The organism is Thermobifida sp. (assembly GCF_017577275.1).
Lineage (GTDB): Bacteria > Actinomycetota > Actinomycetes > Streptosporangiales > Streptosporangiaceae > Thermobifida > Thermobifida fusca.
Map to the genome: position 1 here is coordinate 17456 of NZ_PITY01000012.1, position 16140 is coordinate 33595.

Annotated in this window: 18 protein-coding genes; 14 read left to right on the plus strand and 4 right to left on the minus strand. The window is 65.8% G+C overall.

Going from position 1 to position 16140, the window contains the following annotated elements; translation table 11 throughout:
- Window positions 1-16 precede the first annotated feature (16 nt).
- The gene (locus CW348_RS01265; RefSeq protein ID WP_104612765.1) at window positions 17-1855 is read right to left on the minus strand and encodes a glycoside hydrolase family 15 protein; all 1839 of its coding nucleotides are present in this window, start codon (window positions 1853-1855) and stop codon (window positions 17-19) included.
- Between the two features lie 315 nt (window positions 1856-2170).
- Here CW348_RS01265 and CW348_RS01270 point away from each other — a divergent pair, with 315 nt between their 5' ends.
- The 10 genes from CW348_RS01270 (at window position 2171) to CW348_RS01315 (ending at window position 9701) form a co-directional block, all read left to right on the plus strand.
- Complete coding sequence (locus tag CW348_RS01270) at window positions 2171-2497, plus strand: YbaB/EbfC family nucleoid-associated protein (protein ID WP_016187973.1); 327 nt, start codon at window positions 2171-2173, stop codon at window positions 2495-2497.
- A gap of 99 nt (window positions 2498-2596) precedes the next feature.
- Window positions 2597-3196: a recombination mediator RecR gene (gene recR, locus CW348_RS01275; RefSeq protein ID WP_011290491.1), complete on the plus strand. Its 600-nt coding sequence runs from the start codon at window positions 2597-2599 to the stop codon at window positions 3194-3196.
- A gap of 221 nt (window positions 3197-3417) precedes the next feature.
- Window positions 3418-4689 (plus strand): aspartate kinase, encoded by a 1272-nt coding sequence (locus CW348_RS01280; protein ID WP_011290490.1) that lies wholly within the window; start codon window positions 3418-3420, stop codon window positions 4687-4689.
- Entirely contained in the window at window positions 4686-5744 is a 1059-nt protein-coding gene (locus CW348_RS01285; RefSeq protein ID WP_011290489.1) for an aspartate-semialdehyde dehydrogenase, read from the plus strand. The genes CW348_RS01280 and CW348_RS01285 overlap by 4 nt, the downstream gene beginning before the upstream one ends.
- 915 nt (window positions 5745-6659) lie before the next feature.
- Entirely contained in the window at window positions 6660-6893 is a 234-nt protein-coding gene (locus tag CW348_RS01290) for a hypothetical protein (protein ID WP_104612766.1), read from the plus strand.
- 303 nt (window positions 6894-7196) lie between these two features.
- On the plus strand, window positions 7197-7433 hold the full coding sequence (locus CW348_RS01295; protein ID WP_011290485.1) for a hypothetical protein: 237 nt from the start codon (window positions 7197-7199) through the stop codon (window positions 7431-7433).
- A 305-nt stretch (window positions 7434-7738) separates the two neighbouring features.
- A complete protein-coding gene (locus CW348_RS01300) occupies window positions 7739-7981 on the plus strand; it encodes a hypothetical protein (RefSeq protein ID WP_156482500.1) in 243 nt (80 codons plus the stop codon).
- A 255-nt stretch (window positions 7982-8236) separates the two neighbouring features.
- Window positions 8237-8485: a hypothetical protein gene (locus tag CW348_RS01305; RefSeq protein ID WP_104612768.1), complete on the plus strand. Its 249-nt coding sequence runs from the start codon at window positions 8237-8239 to the stop codon at window positions 8483-8485.
- A 295-nt stretch (window positions 8486-8780) separates the two neighbouring features.
- The gene (locus CW348_RS01310) at window positions 8781-9056 is read left to right on the plus strand and encodes a hypothetical protein (RefSeq protein ID WP_016187970.1); all 276 of its coding nucleotides are present in this window, start codon (window positions 8781-8783) and stop codon (window positions 9054-9056) included.
- A 282-nt stretch (window positions 9057-9338) separates the two neighbouring features.
- On the plus strand, window positions 9339-9701 hold the full coding sequence (locus CW348_RS01315; RefSeq protein ID WP_011290481.1) for a hypothetical protein: 363 nt from the start codon (window positions 9339-9341) through the stop codon (window positions 9699-9701).
- A gap of 27 nt (window positions 9702-9728) precedes the next feature.
- Here CW348_RS01315 and CW348_RS01320 read toward each other — a convergent pair whose 3' ends face one another.
- Window positions 9729-10523 (minus strand): GntR family transcriptional regulator, encoded by a 795-nt coding sequence (locus tag CW348_RS01320; RefSeq protein ID WP_011290480.1) that lies wholly within the window; start codon window positions 10521-10523, stop codon window positions 9729-9731.
- 615 nt (window positions 10524-11138) lie between these two features.
- Here CW348_RS01320 and CW348_RS01325 point away from each other — a divergent pair.
- Window positions 11139-11690, plus strand: a complete 552-nt coding sequence (locus CW348_RS01325) for a PLDc N-terminal domain-containing protein (RefSeq protein WP_227480966.1) — start codon at window positions 11139-11141, stop codon at window positions 11688-11690.
- 53 nt (window positions 11691-11743) lie between these two features.
- Here CW348_RS01325 and CW348_RS01330 read toward each other — a convergent pair whose 3' ends face one another.
- On the minus strand, window positions 11744-11929 hold the full coding sequence (locus tag CW348_RS01330; RefSeq protein ID WP_061783847.1) for a hypothetical protein: 186 nt from the start codon (window positions 11927-11929) through the stop codon (window positions 11744-11746).
- Between the two features lie 242 nt (window positions 11930-12171).
- Here CW348_RS01330 and serS point away from each other — a divergent pair, with 242 nt between their 5' ends.
- Window positions 12172-13440, plus strand: a complete 1269-nt coding sequence (gene serS, locus CW348_RS01335) for a serine--tRNA ligase (RefSeq protein WP_011290478.1) — start codon at window positions 12172-12174, stop codon at window positions 13438-13440.
- 290 nt (window positions 13441-13730) lie between these two features.
- On the plus strand, window positions 13731-14042 hold the full coding sequence (locus tag CW348_RS01340) for a type II toxin-antitoxin system VapB family antitoxin (RefSeq protein ID WP_011290477.1): 312 nt from the start codon (window positions 13731-13733) through the stop codon (window positions 14040-14042).
- Here CW348_RS01340 and CW348_RS01345 read toward each other — a convergent pair.
- On the minus strand, window positions 14009-14926 hold the full coding sequence (locus CW348_RS01345; RefSeq protein WP_011290476.1) for a LysR family transcriptional regulator: 918 nt from the start codon (window positions 14924-14926) through the stop codon (window positions 14009-14011). The two genes, CW348_RS01340 and CW348_RS01345, sit on opposite strands and share 34 nt — an antisense overlap.
- An 83-nt stretch (window positions 14927-15009) precedes the next feature.
- On the opposite strand from CW348_RS01345, the gene CW348_RS01350 reads away from it, so the two are divergent.
- Entirely contained in the window at window positions 15010-16116 is a 1107-nt protein-coding gene (locus tag CW348_RS01350; protein ID WP_011290475.1) for an aminotransferase class V-fold PLP-dependent enzyme, read from the plus strand.
- Window positions 16117-16140 lie beyond the last annotated feature (24 nt).

The following is a 16140-nucleotide window of genomic DNA, read 5'->3' on the forward strand; positions in this document are numbered from 1 at the left end:
CCGGCGTGGTGCGTGGCTAGGCGGGGCGGCGGGCCTCCACGCGGTGGGCGCGTTCCCGTTGGGCTTCGTCCAAGTGGAGTGCTGCTTCGATCAGCGCCAGGTGGGTGAACGCGTGCGGATAGTTGCCGAGCATGGTGCCGTCTGCGGTCATTTCTTCCGCAAACAGGCGGAGTGCTCCGGCGTGGGCGCACAGGGTGGTGAAGCGGTGGTGGGCTTCGTCGACCCGGTTGGCGAGGACGAGCGCGGAAACCATGTCGAACGAGCAGGGGAGGAACGCGCCTTCCCCGGTGTCGGGCACGTCGTCGCGGGTGGTGGAGGCGTCGTAGCGGTGCACGAGGAAGCCGGCTTCGCCTAGTTCGGCGTCGATCCGGTCGATGGTGGCGACGACGCGGGGGTCGGTGCCGGGGAGGAAGTCGACGAGGGGAATGTGCAGCAGGGAGCCGTCGACGTTGGCGGCCCCGTAGGTTTGCACGAACCTGCCGAGCCCGGCGTGGCAGCCTTTCGCGATCACGTCGGTGCGGATCGCGTCGCGTTCTGCCTGCCACTGGTCGAGGGTGTCAGCGGGGACGGTGCCGGTCTGTTGGAAGAGGCGGAGGGCCCGGTCGAAGCACACCCACGCGTACAGTTTCGATTCGGTCCAGTGCCGGGGACTGGTGTTGATCCCCCACACTCCGGCATCGGGGTGGCGCCACAGCCGGCCTGCGATCTCCACTACTTTGCGGAGTTCGTTGAGGTCGGTTAGGGAGGTGTGTCCGGTGGCCTCGTGGTAGGCGAAGGCTGCTTCCAGGATGTGTCCGTAGACGTCGAGCTGGTGCTGCCGGTAGGCGTCGCTGTGGATGCGCACGGGCCGGGAGTCGTGGTAGCCGCTGAGGTGGGTCAGCGTGGTTTCGTTGGGGAGCGGGGTGTTGTCGATGCGGGTGACGGGCGGCACCCGGTTTTCTTTTTCTGCGCAGTAGTCGAGGAGGAATCGCAGCAGTTGGCCTGCGTCGTTGTGGTGGCCGAGGCGGAGCAGGGCGCGGATGGTCCGGGCTGTGTCGCGGCGCCACGCGTAGCGGTAGTCCCAGTTGCGGGCTCCTCCCGGCCATTCGGAGAGCGACGTGGTGGGGGCGGTGATGAGGGCGCCGCTGTCGTCGCTTATGAGTCCTTTGAGGACGACTGCGCTGTGCCGCACCCAGTCGGCTGCGACGCCCTGGTAGTCGGAGCGGGATGCCCACGCCTGCCAGGTGTGCGTGGTCTGGGTGAGGAGGTGGTGGGCGGTGGTGGCGTCGACGCGGCGCAGCATGTCGCCCGTGTAGTCGAGGCCGAGTGCCACGGATTCTCCGGCGCGCAGCACCATGTCGGTGACGACGGCTCCTGACCGGTCGGGGATGGTTTCTGCGGGGCCGGAGAGGAGGAGGCCGCTGTGCTCGTCGATGAGCGCGTGGCTTCGGCTGGTCCAGTGGGCGTCGCGGGTGCTGTAGTCGGGGCGTGCCGTGATCCGGGATTGGAGGCGCACGGTGCCGCGCTCGCAGTGCAGGAGCCGCACGAGGATTCCGGCGGGTGCGATTCCGGAGGCGTGGCGGGGGACCACGGCGAGGAAGTCGTGGCCTACCGCGGTTCCGTTCGGGGTGTGCCAGCGGGTGCGCAGCACCAGGGTTTCCGCGAGGTAGTCCCGGTGGACTGTGGTGGCTTCGGGCACGGTCCACTCCCAGGCGGCGCCGTGGTGCCGGTCGAGGAGGCGGGCGAAGACGCTGGGGCTGTCGAAACGGGGCGCGCACAGCCATTCAATGGTGCTGTCGGGGGCGACGAGTGCGGCGGTGCGGCAGTCGGACAGCATCGCGTACTCGCTGATGGGCGGGATTGTGGTTGTGGTCATGGTCGCAACTCCGGTCGCTCGGGCGTGTCGAACGGTGTTGCTGGGTGCGCATCCTTGTGATGCGTGGGGGTGTACGGGCGGGAGGACGGGGCACAACTGTTGCTCGTCATGGTGTCTTCCGCCTGTCGTCGGATGCCTTACGGCGTGGAGCAGGGTTTTTTGCCGTGACTATTGCTGGCTATCCCTCTTGGGGGTGGGTAAACCCGCTGGGGGTGTCGCATCCGTGGTTTTGGGGGGCGGGAGAGCGGCTAGGCTCGCAGGCACGGACAACCCAGACCAAGGAGCAGAACAGTGAATCCTGGTGGCGGATTGGACATGCAGGCGATCCTGCAGCAGGCCCAGCAGATGCAGCAGCAGCTCATGGCGGCCCAGCAGGAGTTGGATGAGACCAAGGTGACGGGCTCTTCCGGTGGCGGTCTGGTCAGTGTCACCATGAACGGGCGCGGACAGGTGGAGGACGTGTCCATCGACCCGAAAGCGGTGGACCCTGATGACGCTGCGGAGACCGCGCAGACGATTGCGGACCTGGTGCTGGCAGCGATCCGCGACGGTGAGCGTATGGTGGAAGAGATCCAGCAGCAGAAGATGGGTCCGCTCGCCCAAGGGTTGGGCGGTGGTTTTCCTGGGCTTCCCGGTCTGTGACCGGTCAGCCGGGGTCGCGGGTCCGGTGGGGTAGGGTCCTCACCGGTTCCGTGTGTCCACTACGGTGGTAGCAGTATCCACGTCACGAGTAGGCAGGCAATGTACGAAGGCGCGGTTCAGAATCTGATCGACGAGCTTGGGCGGCTGCCTGGCGTCGGTCCGAAAAGCGCGCAGCGTATTGCCTTCCACCTGCTCGCCGCGGAGACCGCTGACGTTCACCGTCTGGTCAACGCGCTTGTCGCGGTCAAGGAGCGGGTCCGGTTCTGTGCCGTGTGCGGCAACATTGCCGAGGAGACCCAGTGCCGGATCTGCCGTGACCCGCGTCGGGACGACACGGTGATCTGTGTCGTTGAAGAGCCGAAGGATGTCGTGGCTATCGAGCGGACGCGGGAGTTCCGCGGCCGCTACCACGTGCTCGGTGGTGCAATCAGCCCGATCGAGGGCGTGGGCCCCGACGATCTGCGTGTGAAAGAGCTGATGGCGCGCCTCTCCGAAGGCCGGGTCACCGAGGTGATTCTCGCCACGGACCCGAACCTGGAGGGTGAGGCGACCGCCACCTATCTGGCACGCCTTCTGAAACCCATGGGGCTGAAGGTCACCCGGCTCGCCAGTGGCCTGCCCGTGGGAGGCGACCTCGAGTATGCGGACGAGGTCACCCTGGGCCGGGCCTTCGAAGGCCGCCGAGCCCTCGACTTCTGAGAGCCGAACTTCAGCCCCCTCGCCCCAGCGGCCGCGGCAGGTCACCCGGCCGGGCGAGAGCCGTATCCGGGTGATTGGTCGACGGCCCCACTGATATCCCTGTCCTGTTCACGGGTATCTCCCTGCCTCGGCTCCTGTCCGACGCGCAGGGAGCCGTGAATCTCCGATCACTAGACTGGCTGGTCGATTACCGTGAACCCGATTCCTCAGGAGCGCCGACCGTGGCTTTGATCGTGCAAAAGTACGGCGGGTCGTCCGTCGCTGATGCGGATGCCATTAAGCGGGTAGCCGAACGGATCGTCGCTCAGAAGAAAGCCGGATACGACGTGGTCGTCGTGGTCTCCGCCATGGGCGACACCACTGACGAGCTTCTCGACCTTGCGAAGCAGGTGAGTCCGCTCCCGCCGGGCCGGGAGTTGGACATGCTGCTGACTGCCGGGGAGCGGATCTCGATGGCCCTGGTTGCGATGGCTATCGGGAACTTGGGCTATGAGGCCCGGTCGTTCACCGGTTCGCAGGCCGGGGTGATCACCACGTCGCTGCACGGCAACGCGAAGATCATCGATGTCACCCCGGGGCGGATCAGGGATGCGCTCGCCGAAGGGGCGATCTGCATCGTCGCTGGCTTCCAAGGGGTGTCGCAGGACAGCAAGGACATCACCACGTTGGGCCGCGGTGGTTCGGACACTACGGCTGTGGCGCTTGCTGCGGCGCTCAACGCCGACTTGTGCGAGATCTACACCGACGTCGACGGGGTGTTCACTGCTGATCCGCGTATCGTGCCCTCCGCTCGACGCATCCCCCAGATCTCCTACGAGGAGATGCTGGAGATGGCGGCCTCCGGCGCCAAGATCCTGCATCTGCGCTGCGTGGAGTATGCGCGGCGGTACAACATTCCGCTGCACGTGCGCTCGTCTTTCAGTCAGAAGCCCGGTACCTGGGTCGTCTCGGAAGTTGAGGAAACCGAAGGCATGGAACAACCGATCATCTCCGGCGTGGCGCATGACCGGAGCGAAGCCAAGATCACGGTTGTGGGGGTGCCCGACCGTGTCGGCGAGGCAGCAGCGATCTTCAAGGCGCTGGCCGACGCTGAGATCAACGTGGACATGATCGTGCAGAACGTGTCCGCGGCTTCCACGTCGCGTACGGACATTTCTTTCACTCTGCCTGCCGACTCGGGGCAGAACGCGCTGGCCGCGTTGAAGAAGATCCAGGACAAGGTCGGTTTCGAGTCGCTGCTGTACAACGACCGGATCGGCAAGGTGTCGCTGATCGGCGCGGGGATGCGCTCCTATCCGGGGGTGACTGCTCGGTTCTTTGACGCTGTGGCCCGCGAGGGCATCAACATCGAGATGATTTCCACTTCCGAGATCCGCATCTCGATCGTGGTGGCGCAGGACGACGTGGACGCCGCAGTGGCCGCCGCGCACCGTGAGTTCCAGTTGGACGCCGACCAGGTCGAGGCCGTTGTGTATGGAGGTACCGGCCGATGAGTAACCGTCTTCCCACTCTCGCCGTTGTGGGGGCCACCGGTGCGGTGGGCACTGTCATGTTGGACATTCTTTCCACGCGTAAGAACGTGTGGGGGGAGATCCGCCTGGTGGCGTCGGCCCGGTCTGCGGGCAAGCGGCTCACGGTCCGCGGCGAGGAGGTCGAGGTTCAGGCTATTTCCCCGGAGGTCTTCGACGGGGTCGACGTGGCCATGTTCGACGTCCCCGACGAGGTGTCCAAGGAGTGGGCGCCGATCGCGGCGGAGCGGGGCGCGGTTGTCGTGGACAACTCTGGCGCGTTCCGTTTGGACGACGACGTGCCGCTGGTGGTGCCTGAGGTCAACGCCGAGCAGGTGCGCAACCGTCCGCGCAACATCATCAGCAACCCGAACTGCACGACCCTGTCGATGATTGTGGCGATCGGGGCGCTGCACCGGGCCTACGGGCTGACGGACCTGGTGGTGAGCTCGTACCAGGCGGCGTCCGGTGCGGGCCAGCAGGGGGTCGACACGCTGTACGACCAGATCGCCAAGGTGGCGACGGACCGCACGTTGGGTACTCGTGCGGGGGATGTGCGGGCTGCGGTGAGCGACTTGGGTCCGTTCCCGGCGCCGCTGGCGTTGAACGTGGTGCCGTGGGCGGGGTCGTTGAAGGACGACGGCTGGTCGTCGGAGGAGTTGAAGGTCCGCAACGAGTCCCGGAAGATCCTCGGACTGCCTGACCTGCGGGTGTCGGCAACGTGTGTGCGCGTGCCGGTGGTGACCACCCACTCGCTTGCGATCCACGCGACGTTCTCCACGGAGGTGGATGCGGACGAGGCGCGGCGCCTGCTGGCTTCCTCTCCTGGCGTGGTGGTCCAGGACGACCCGGCGAAGGGCGAGTTCCCGACCCCGATTGACGTGGTCGGTACGGACCCGACGTGGGTGGGACGGATCCGCCGTTCGCTGGACGACCCGCGGTCGCTGGACTTGTTCCTGTGTGGGGACAACTTGCGTAAGGGTGCGGCGTTGAACACCGCCCAGATCGCTGAGCTGCTCGCTGAGGAGTTCACCAGCTAGCGCGGTTCTGGTCTGTTTGCGGGGAGGACGGCTGCTCGCCGGTGCGGCGGGTGGCGCGGTCCTCCCCGTTTTTCGTGTCTCGGCGGGGCGTGCTGCGGCCGGTGCGCAGCGGAGGCGGGGGTTGGCGCGGGAGAGAGGGTTCGATGGCCGCAGTCCTTTCCCTGCTTCGGATCCGCTTCATCCGGAATTCCGGTTTTCTTATCCTCGAAAAAGGGGAGAGCAGTTTCTTCTTTTCAACCGGAGAAAAATGTCTTCTATCCCATGAAACGCGGTGATCCGAACTGCAGGGACAGTAAAACAGTTGCAAGGATGTCTGGGGCGAGGTTTCTGTTTACCGGTAGTACGGGCATCGTTTGTTTGGTGCTGTTCAACGTCTGAGGCGATGGCCGGCGACTTGTGTCGTCGGCCATCGTGCGTTGCGGGGGAATGGACGCGGTGTGGCTGCCCGCTGCGGGGGCGGTTGTCCGGACACTGCTATATCGGCCGCTTTGACCAGCATCTTGAGGACTGGCATGTCGCCACGGGCCGGCTAGGGAGGGCCGCGTTCTGCTGCGAGGAGGGTGCAGCGGCCACAGGATCAATTCCGGATCTTGTGTCGGCAACGCCAATCCCAACAACAAAAGAAACCGTAATTCTTGTTTTCATTGCACTCCGTTCCCCTTCTGCGCAGGAACGCTTTTCTTTCGGAGATCCCGGAAGGAGAACCAAATTTTCTCTTCCTCTACCTTTCTCCGCTAGTAACGTTGAGATCCAATTGTTCAAAAAAGAGTCCAGGGCACGGATTTTCTCGTCTGTCTCGACTGGGTTGTGCGGCACTGTTGTGGTGTGCGTCCAGGAGAAAACTCCTGGACGTTGCGATAACGGCTGGCGGCCGCCTATCGGTCGCCGAGGGCACGAGAGAAAGGTATGTCTCAGATGCGGCGAATCATGAAGCTAGCCGCTGTGGGCGCGCTGGCCGCGGGGCTCGTCGGCGCGGGGGCCTCGACCGCCTTCGCCCACGACTACACCGAGATCACCGCCACCAAGACGGTACAGTGTGTCGCTGAGCAGCCAGCAGTCGGCCTCGGCCTGGTCGCCGGGCTGGGCTTGAACGTCAACGCCCTCAACTCGGCGTCCTGCACGGGCAGCGTCAACGTCAACGACAACTAGAAACCGCAATTCTTATTTGCATTAAAAACCATTCCACTGCCCTGAGATAAAAGCGCCGCCTCCCACAGGAGTCTGGGGAGGCGGCGCGTCTTTCTCTCTCCCCCAGATCGCCCGGATTTGCGACGGTCACACTGTGGTTTTGCCGGTAAAGACAATGCAAAACCCGCGTTCCGAAGCGTTGCAGGTAAACCCCCGCATGGCATTGTTGTGCTGCACGGTTTGAAGGATGCTCTCAACCGTCATCGCAGTGAGCTGATGGTCGCTTTTGTCGACCGTCGTTACCGTCATCGAAAGGTATTTGTCATGCGGCGAATCATGAAGCTGGCTGCCGTGAGCACGCTGGCCGCGGGTCTGCTCGGCGCCGGGGCCTCCAGCGCCCTGGCCGGCGACTACACCGAGATCACCGCCACCGAGACCGCGCAGTGCATCTCGGCTCAGGAGGCCACCGGTGCGGGTCTGCTCCTCGGCCTGGGCCTGAACCTGAACCTGCTCAACTCTTCGGCCTGCGCTGGCAGCGTCAACGTCAACGACAACAACTAGTTTCGAGGGCGCTCCGGTCCGCCTGGACTGACACCCCATCGCTCTCCACCCGCCGCCTCCCACGGCACGGCTGTCTGGACCGTGGGAGGCGGCCCGACACCCAACCCGCGTCGCACGGCGGCGTGGGCTAGCGGCATTTTCAGTAAAAGAAAAGCAATCCCCGTGTCTTCGCGTGGCTCATGCCCACCCCATGCGACACAGTTTCCGACAGCAATCGAGAGATCACTCTCGGTGCACACCTGTCGATTGACGGTCGCCTGACCGCCAACGGTCACCATTTGAAAGGTTTGAGTCACATGCGTCAGATGACGAGGCTAGCCACGGTGGGCGCGATGAGCCTGGCCCTGGTCGGTGCCAGCGCTTCCGCTGCGCTGGCGGGCTACCACGAGTTCTCCAGCGAGGAGACCTTCACCAACATCGACCAGTGCGTGGTGGTCCAGCAGTTGGAGGCCGGCGGCCTGACCCTTCCGGACATCATCCCTCCGGACCTGCTGGGCGGCTCTGCCTACAACTGCATCGGCAACGAAGTCGTCGTCGTCAACGAGTAGTGCCTCCAGGGCTCCTCCCAACGCTGCGAGGAGCCCCCGTTTCTCATCCCAGAGACGGTCTTTGACTCTCCCATGAAACCGGCCCCGGACGGCCCAGCCCGCTCCGGGTAAGGGAGTCACGGTCTTCACCGGCCTCGTTCGCCCGTGGCCGCAGATCGTCGCCGCATCAAGCCGGAAAACGTGCTTCTCAACGCCCGCCCGCTGGCCGTGTCCGTTCCCACACGGTCAGCGGGCCTCACAGAAGGGACACCCTCAATGCGTGGAATCGTCAAAGCCGTGGCGGTGAGCGCGATCACCGCGGGACTGCTCAGCTTCAGCACCGCTACTGCCCTGGCCGGCGGATTTGAGATCGACCGGGAGTCGCACACCACTGTCGTGGACCAGTGCGTTGTCGACCAGCGCGTGACCATCTCCAGCCCGCTCGACCTTCCCGCCGAGCTGCTGCCGCTGGGGGAGGACACCTACAACTGCATCAGCAACGAGGCCGTCGTCATCAACCGCTGACACCTCGTCTGGAGCTCCCTCTCTGCAGGGAAGGCGGCCGCCTTCCACCTGGCCTCTGGGAGAAGGCGGCCGCACCCGTACTGACATTGATCCCGCACACCCTGGGCTGTGCGTCACGGTTGCGACCCACCACCCGATCCCCTCCGCCTGGTCTTCCGCTCTGCTTCTTTCTTTGTCATCGCGTCACCGGCTCCCGGCCTCCCGATCCCTGCGCGACACGGACCACACCCGCATCTTCGACCCGTCGGCCGTGACCGTTTCACACACCGAGATCCACACGGAAGGGACACCCTCAATGCGTCGAACCGTCACTGCCATAGCAGTGGGGACGCTTGCCGCAGGGCTGTTCAGCAACACCGCTCCTGCTCTGGCCGGTGAGGAGCCGCGCCCCATCGTCATGGAGCTGTGCACGGTCACCCAGCGCCTCATCACCGGGAACGTCACCGTTCCCTCCCCCGCACCGGCGCCTGATGAGCCTCCGGACCTGCCGGCGCCGGCCCCCGAAGCGCAGCACCACCCCTTGCTCGCCGCGGCATGCGAGGGCAACTCCGTCACCGTCACTACTCCTTAAGCCCAGCACACCCGCAGCTCTTGCCCAGGGCTGCACTCGAAAGCACGACGGTCTCGGGCCTGTCCGCGAAGACCGTCCCATCCGGCCTGGAGGAGTCCGCTACTGCTTCGGAAGGCGGCCTTCCGAAGGCCACAGCGGCACACGGTTCCCGTGGCTCTGCGCGCTGTGGCAAGAGTGGGGCTGTCCAGCGTCCCCGCTGCGGCTTCTTCGGCCTTGTCCGTCGCTGCCTACCGCACGAGCAGCGGACGTCCGAAAACCCGAAGAAAAGGAATGGATTCTGTGATGCGCCAGATCATCAGGGGGGCGGCAGTAAGCGGGGCGGCCGCGTGTCTTCTCGCTGTCAGCTCCTTCCCCGCCCTCGCCGAAGAAGAAGCGGACTGGTCTACGGACGTGAGCATCGACCTGCCCGTCCTGGACGACGAGGTCTCCGGCCTCAACGAGCAGCCTGAAGGCGAAGGGCTGGAAGAGGACACTGTCGGGGCGGGAACCGTCATCAACCAGTGCGTTGTCGAACAGGACGCTCTCGTGCTAGGTCTGGCCCCCGGCGACCCCGGTGGTCTTCCGCTGCTGTCCCTAGGCTTGAACGTCCTCAACGAGTACTACTGCATCGGCAACACTGTTGAAGTCCACAACCACGCCAACTAGGCGTACTCCTCACTCCAGCGGGTTTGCTCACTCTGCCGATCCCATCTGAGAAGAAGCGGCCGTCTCCCGGGACCGTGGGGGAGACGGCCCGTTCTTGTCCGCGGCAGTCCGCCCCGGCCGGGACGGGGAAACCAGCCGGTAGCCGAGCCGGCAGTGCTCCGCTGAGACGATGAGGTCCGACGTTTCCACGACCCGCCGCCCAGCAAAATGGGTGCGCTGCACGAGCAGGATGGCCGTGCCCGGCTCCAGTGCGAGCCGCCGCGCTTCCACCTCCCGCAGTCGACGAACCGACACCTCCTCTTCGATCCGGTCCACGGTGACCCCCACCTCGGCGAGCCGCTCCGCCACACTGGTGTCTGGCCGCTCCCCCGGGGTCAGGCCGGTGCCCAGCGTGAGAATGGCGGGCTCCCACGCCACCCACAGCGCGATCGGAGTGCCCTGCGCGTATCCGAGGCATTCCGTCCGGTACAGCGGCTCCCCCACCCGGGTGCCGAGCCGCCGGGCCATGGCAATGGACGCGGTCTCGGTCCGGGCCCCCAGCCACTCGGTGCGCAGCGGGTCGAGCCCGGGGAGGTGGGAGGTGCGGGATAAGAGGACTTCCGCGGAAGGCGCTCGCACGTAGTACCCGGATCCGGCCCGTCCCTCAATCAGCCCTTCTGCCACGAGAAGCTGTAACGCGCAGCGCGCCACCTGCTCGCTGACCGCGTGGCGGCGGGCCAGCTGGGCCCGCGAAGGCAGCCGAGTCCCTGGGGGAAGCTCCCCGTTGAGGATGGGTTCCCGCAGACTGTCGGCGACCCGCAGGTAGCCGGGCTTCTCAGTCACGGTTATCCGCACGGTTGGACTCTGCCTCCACGACACTGGTCGAGACTGTGTGTCACGACTGTGGTCCCGGGGCATACGGATCTGCTTGCGATGACGTGTCGCCGCTCGCCCATGGAGCCAGTAAAGCAGCAGGTCGTGCCCGTGCGCAGAGAAATCAAGAAGGAAGCCCGCTTTTCTTCCACCCGACCGACGGTCACGGAGAGTACATGTCTTCGGGGTTTTCTGAGGGCGCGTCGACGTGGAGACCGGACCGCTGTGGAGAGCAGCGGCCGCCATCCGCAACCCCGTGTCCCGGGAGTCCGGCCCCGGCGGTGACCCGCGGGTCAGCGGTGTCTCCGCTGCTGTTTCCCGGGGGGACGTGCCCCGCCGCCCAGACCGCGGTCTGCGCTGTCAGCCTGCTTTCCCGGCTCCGATGCGCCTACGCACAAGCCTGTGCCCGTGGACGGGCAGCATGCTCCGGGCTCCTATGCGGAGCGTGTCCGACAATCGCAGGGAGTTTTACCGTCGGCTGGCCGTGCCGCTGGCGTGCGTTGGGTCGTGACTCCCCATGCTGGTGATAGCAGCCGGAAAAAGAGTCGCAGAGGGAGGGTCACGGCAGCCGTGACACAGCAGCCGATGTCGGACAGCACCGCCATGCTCGTAGGAATCCTCGCGGGCCTGGCCACAATCGCGCTACTCACCTTGGTCATCGCGGCGCTGGCCTCCGTACTGTCCATGCGTTCGCTGACCCGGGGCGGCAAGCTGCTGTGGACGCTCCTCGTTCTCCAACTGCCGATCCTCGGCGCTGTTGCATGGTTCGTCATCGGCCGGCAAGGCCCGCTCAACAGCCTGCTCGGCTTGATCAAAAGCGGCCGCCACGAATCCCCCGGCACCGGAGAGCACGTCCACGACGACCTGTTCGAAACCGACGTGGACCGGCTTCTTGCAGCCTCGAACGGGGCAGAGTCGCGCAGCTCGCGGCGGGCCACCGCTCTCGTCACCGAGCCGTCTCGCTTCGCCGACGAGTACAGTCCGGCAGACCACTCGTGGCACACCGTCAACGGGCACCACGATACGGCCACGATCAGGGCCCGCACTGGGGCGACCGCCTCACGGAGGGGCAGCGACTCCACCCCGCGGTTCCGTAGTGAACGTTCCAGGATTCCGCGTTCCCGAATGCCCAGGTGAACGTTGAGGGGCCCTCACCTGAAACGTTGGGAACAGCGTGCCTGGCGGGGGTCTCAGCCCACCAGCACCGAATCCTCGTCGAACATCCAGTCTTCCGAGGCCACCCGGTACAGCTCGTGGCGCAGTGCCAGCTCCAAAGCCGTGTCTTCGGGTGCAACCTCGTCGAGCCGGTCCAGTGCCGCGCGGATTTCCGCGGCGGTCATTGCACCAACCGGCTTCATCCCCCAGTGCTGTGTCATTGTGTTCTCCCCCTTTCTGCTCCGCCACCACACCGGTGCGGAGCGCAGGCCGGTTTCCCGGCCGAAGCGAGACCCGTCGCAAGGAGGGATCCCACTCGTGTCCTCGTGTAGGCCCCCCTTGTCGCACGCTGCGTCCCCGTGACAGGTCCTTTCGGCCTCATTCGACGAGGCCGACACCTTTATCGTTCCAGAAACGTCTGACACTGTGTGCGGAAAGCCGTGATACCGGTACCCTGCTCAACGTGATCGACCTTCGAGCTCTACGGGAAGACCCTGACCGTTTGCGCGCGTCGCAGCGGGCACGCGGCGAAGACGAATCTGTCGTCGACCGGCTGCTGGATCTGGACTCGCGGCACCGCGCCGCCCTGGCGCGTTTCGAAACGTTGCGCGCCGAACAGAAAAGCGTCGGCAAGTCTGTTTCCCGCGCCTCCGCAGAGGAGCGGGAAGCGCTGCTGAACCGGGCGAAGAGTCTGGCGTCTGAGGTCAAATCCGCTGAGGCTGAGGCCGAAGCGCTCTCCGACGAGCTCACCACACTGCTGCGTTCCGTGCCGAACGTGGTGGAAAGCGACGCGCCGGTGGGCGGGGTTGACGACTTTGTCGTGGTCGAAGAGGTCGGCACGCCCCGCCAGTTCGACTTCACCCCCCGCGACCACCTGGAACTGGGTGAGATGCTCGGCGCCATCGACACGGAGCGGGGCGCCAAAGTGTCGGGGGCGCGGTTCTACTTCCTCACCGGTGTCGGCGCGCTGCTGGAACTGGGCCTGCTCAACTTGGCGATGCAGCGGGCCGTCGCCAACGGCTTCACCCCGATGATCCCGCCGGTGCTGGTCAAACCGGAGACCATGGACGGCACCGGGTTCCTCGGGGAGCACGCTGCGGAGGTCTACCACCTTCCCGCCGACGACCTGTACCTGGTGGGCACCTCCGAGGTGCCGCTGGCCGGGTACCACGCGAACGAGATCCTGCCCGCTGACGCCCTGCCGACCCGCTACATCGGCTGGTCGTCGTGCTTCCGCCGGGAGGCGGGCTCCTACGGCAAGGACACGCGCGGCATCATCCGGGTCCACCAGTTCAACAAGGTGGAGATGTTCGTCTACGCTCACCCGGACGAGGCGCACGAGGAGCATCTGCGGCTGCTCGCGTGGGAACGCGAGATGCTTGACCTGATCGAGGTGCCCTACCGGGTGGTGGACATCGCCGCCGGTGACCTGGGGACGAGCGCGGCACGCAAGTACGACTGCGAGGCGTGGCTTCCCAGCCAGGGCCGCTACCGCGAGCTCACGTCCACGTCGAACTGCACCGAGTTCCAGTCCCGCCGTCTCAACATCCGCTACCGCGACACTGACGGCAAGCCGCGGTTCGTGGCCACACTCAACGGCACGCTGGCCACCACGCGGTGGATTGTCGCGATCTTGGAGAACCACCAGCAGGAGGACGGTTCCGTGGTGGTGCCTGAGGCGCTCCGCCCGTTCGTGGGCCAGGACGTGCTGCACCCGATCGCGAAGAAGTAGGAGGGGGGCCGGTGGCCGGGGACCGGCTGCTGTCTTGCGGCCACCGCAACACCTCTTCAGGAACAGCCGCCTGCCGCGGAGGGTTTTCTCCGCGGTTTTCTAGGTTGGGCGGCTGTTTTTCTCTGCTTCTCGAACTTTTTCAGCGCGGACATTCCCCGTGCACCCCCTTTTTCCTTTCGCGGGCTGAAATATCCTCTTCGGGGCTGTTTCCGCCGACCTCATTCTGAACAGGGGGTGTCCGTTTCTCTGTCATCTCTCACCACCTGTCCAGTTCCGCTTACTATTGGTGCATGGTCTTCAAGCGGGTCGGCAACGGCCGTCCTTATCCTGATCACGGCCTGTCGCCAAGCGCGTGGTACAAGATTGCGCCTAGACAGGTGCGGCTGGATGAGCTCGTGACCACCAAGAGTGTTTTAGATTTGAAATACCTCCTCTCCAAGGACTCCACCTTCTTCGGGGATCTTTTTCCGCACGTGGTGCGGTGGAAAGGCGAACTCTACTTGGAGGACGGATTGCACCGGACGCTGCGCGCCGCCTTGCAGCAGCGGGAAACGGTGGCGGCCCGGGTTTACGACCCGGCCTGGTTCCCGGAGTTGAGTTGACCCACCGCGGCGGTGAGCTCGTCTACGAGCGCCGCGGCAGCAGGCGGTATCGTGCCCCCGGCAACAGCCACGAACAGGCGCCGCCAGCCCAGTTCCGGGGAGTCGACCACGGCGACGTTCTCCCCCTGGTGGAGGAGGAGGGCAAGCTGCGGCAGCACCCCCACTGCCATGCCCAGGGACACGAGACGCTGAACGGCCAGGTGGTCGTCGGTGGTGTAGGCGATCCGGGGCTCGAATCCGGCCCGGCGGCACACGTGGACGAGGTGGGAGCGGCAGCGCTCGCAGCCCGCCACCCAGGTCTCTTTGCGCAGGGCAGCGAGTTCCAGAGTGTGCTCAGCGGCGAGCGGGTGGTCACCGGGAAGCAGCAGCCGCACCTGTTCCCGGCAGAGCGTGACCTCGCGGATGCCGGTGCTCGCATCAGGGGGTGTCTCGTCGTAGGAGAAGGCGAGGGTGACGTCCACTTCGCCTTCGCGGAGCAGGTCCAATGATTCGGGGGGTTCCGCTTCGACCAGGGTGACCGCGACATCGGGGGCGCGTTCCCGCAGGGTGGCCAGGGCTTGCGGCACGATTCCGGCGGTGGCTGTAGGGAAGGCAGCGAGGCTGACCCGGCCTGCCCGCAGTCCCGCGATGGCCGCGACTTCTTCTTCAGCCGTGTCCAGCCGGGCCAGTACGGCTTCCGCGTGGCCGACGAGGACCCGGCCCGCTTCGGTGAGCCGCACCCCGCGCCCGTGCCGCACCACGAGGGGCGTGCCCACTTCCGCTTCGAGGCGGGCAATGTGGTGGGAGACGGCGGGCTGGGTGTAGGAGAGGGCGCGCGCGGCCGCGCTCATCGATCCCAGTCGGGCCACCTCGCACAACACACGGAGTCGAGTGAGGTCCAGCACACCCCCAAGGTATCAAAGCTATTTATGAGAGAAGACGAAAATCTTTTCTTGATCTTTGAGATCGGGTTGCTGACAATCCAAGCATGGACACCGCACCCCTACTTCCCTCGTCAATCCGCGACCAGTTCACCCGTGAGGTGGTCTATTTGAACACCGCCACCTGCGGGCTTCCGCCCCGCGTCGCCCACGAGGCGACTCTCGCCGTGGAGCGCGACCGCGCCCGAGGACGGTTGACGTTGGACATTGCGCATCAGGCGGTGGAGCGGTCGCGGGCCGCCTTCGCCAGACTGGTCGGAGTGCCCGTGTCTCGAGTGGCGGTCGGATCGCAGGCGTCCTTCTTCGTCGGACTGGTCGCGGCTTCTCTTCCCCCGGGTGCAACCGTGGTCGTGGCCGAGGAGGACTTCACCTCGGTGACCTACCCTTTCCTCGCCGCAACCGGACGAGGGGTCACGGTCCGCCCGGTTCCGCTGGACCGGATCATCGACGCCGTGGACACGAGCGTGGACCTTGTCTCGGTCTCTGTGGTCCAGTCCGCCGACGGCCGTATCGTTGATGTTCCCGCGCTGCTGGACGCGGCTGCCACGCACGGCGCGCGGGTGCTGCTGGACACCACCCAGTCGTCGGGCTGGCTTCCTATTCCCGCAGACCGCGTGGACTACCTGGTGTGCAGCGCCTACAAGTGGCTGCTGGGACCGCGGGGCGCCTGTTTCTTCGCGGGAACCGACGATGCCCTGGCCGAACTCACGCCGATCGCGGCGAACTGGTTCGCGGCTGAGGACATCACGAGCGCGTTCTACGGCACCGAGCTACGCCTGGCCTCGGATGCGCGCCGCTTCGACCTGTCCCCGGCGTGGGCGTCGTGTGTGGGGCTCGCCCCTGCTTTGGAGCTGCTCGCCGACCTGGGGGAAGCAGCGCTCGGAGCCCATAACGTCGCGTTGGCGAACCGGTTCTGCGCTGCGCTGGGACTGCCGCCCACCGATTCAGCGATCGTCAGCGTGGCAGTGGACGCCAAGGCGCAACAGGTTCTGGCCGACGCGGGGATTGTCGCGGCCATGCGCGCAGGCCGCATGCGCTGCGCTTTCCACCTGTCCACGGACGCGGCAGACGTCGACCGCGCAGTGGAGGAGATCGGGCCGTACCTGCGCGACGCAAACCTGGAGGAGGCTGTCCGCGTGCCGGGCGACCGGTAGGGGACGCAGGAACGCGCAGAGCGG

Coding starts and splice junctions, on each gene's coding strand:
- CW348_RS01270 (WP_016187973.1), top strand. CDS start 2,171: ATGCAGGCGATCCTGCAGCAGGCCCAGCAGATGCAGCAGCAGCTCATG.
- CW348_RS01325 (WP_227480966.1), top strand. CDS start 11,139: ATGTCGGACAGCACCGCCATGCTCGTAGGAATCCTCGCGGGCCTGGCC.
- recR (WP_011290491.1), top strand. CDS start 2,597: ATGTACGAAGGCGCGGTTCAGAATCTGATCGACGAGCTTGGGCGGCTG.
- CW348_RS01340 (WP_011290477.1), top strand. CDS start 13,731: ATGGTCTTCAAGCGGGTCGGCAACGGCCGTCCTTATCCTGATCACGGC.
- CW348_RS01285 (WP_011290489.1), top strand. CDS start 4,686: ATGAGTAACCGTCTTCCCACTCTCGCCGTTGTGGGGGCCACCGGTGCG.
- CW348_RS01330 (WP_061783847.1), bottom strand. CDS start 11,929: ATGACACAGCACTGGGGGATGAAGCCGGTTGGTGCAATGACCGCCGCG.
- CW348_RS01300 (WP_156482500.1), top strand. CDS start 7,739: ATGACGAGGCTAGCCACGGTGGGCGCGATGAGCCTGGCCCTGGTCGGT.
- CW348_RS01315 (WP_011290481.1), top strand. CDS start 9,339: ATGCGCCAGATCATCAGGGGGGCGGCAGTAAGCGGGGCGGCCGCGTGT.
- CW348_RS01295 (WP_011290485.1), top strand. CDS start 7,197: ATGCGGCGAATCATGAAGCTGGCTGCCGTGAGCACGCTGGCCGCGGGT.
- CW348_RS01305 (WP_104612768.1), top strand. CDS start 8,237: ATGCGTGGAATCGTCAAAGCCGTGGCGGTGAGCGCGATCACCGCGGGA.
- CW348_RS01290 (WP_104612766.1), top strand. CDS start 6,660: ATGCGGCGAATCATGAAGCTAGCCGCTGTGGGCGCGCTGGCCGCGGGG.
- CW348_RS01265 (WP_104612765.1), bottom strand. CDS start 1,855: ATGACCACAACCACAATCCCGCCCATCAGCGAGTACGCGATGCTGTCC.
- CW348_RS01350 (WP_011290475.1), top strand. CDS start 15,010: ATGGACACCGCACCCCTACTTCCCTCGTCAATCCGCGACCAGTTCACC.
- CW348_RS01310 (WP_016187970.1), top strand. CDS start 8,781: ATGCGTCGAACCGTCACTGCCATAGCAGTGGGGACGCTTGCCGCAGGG.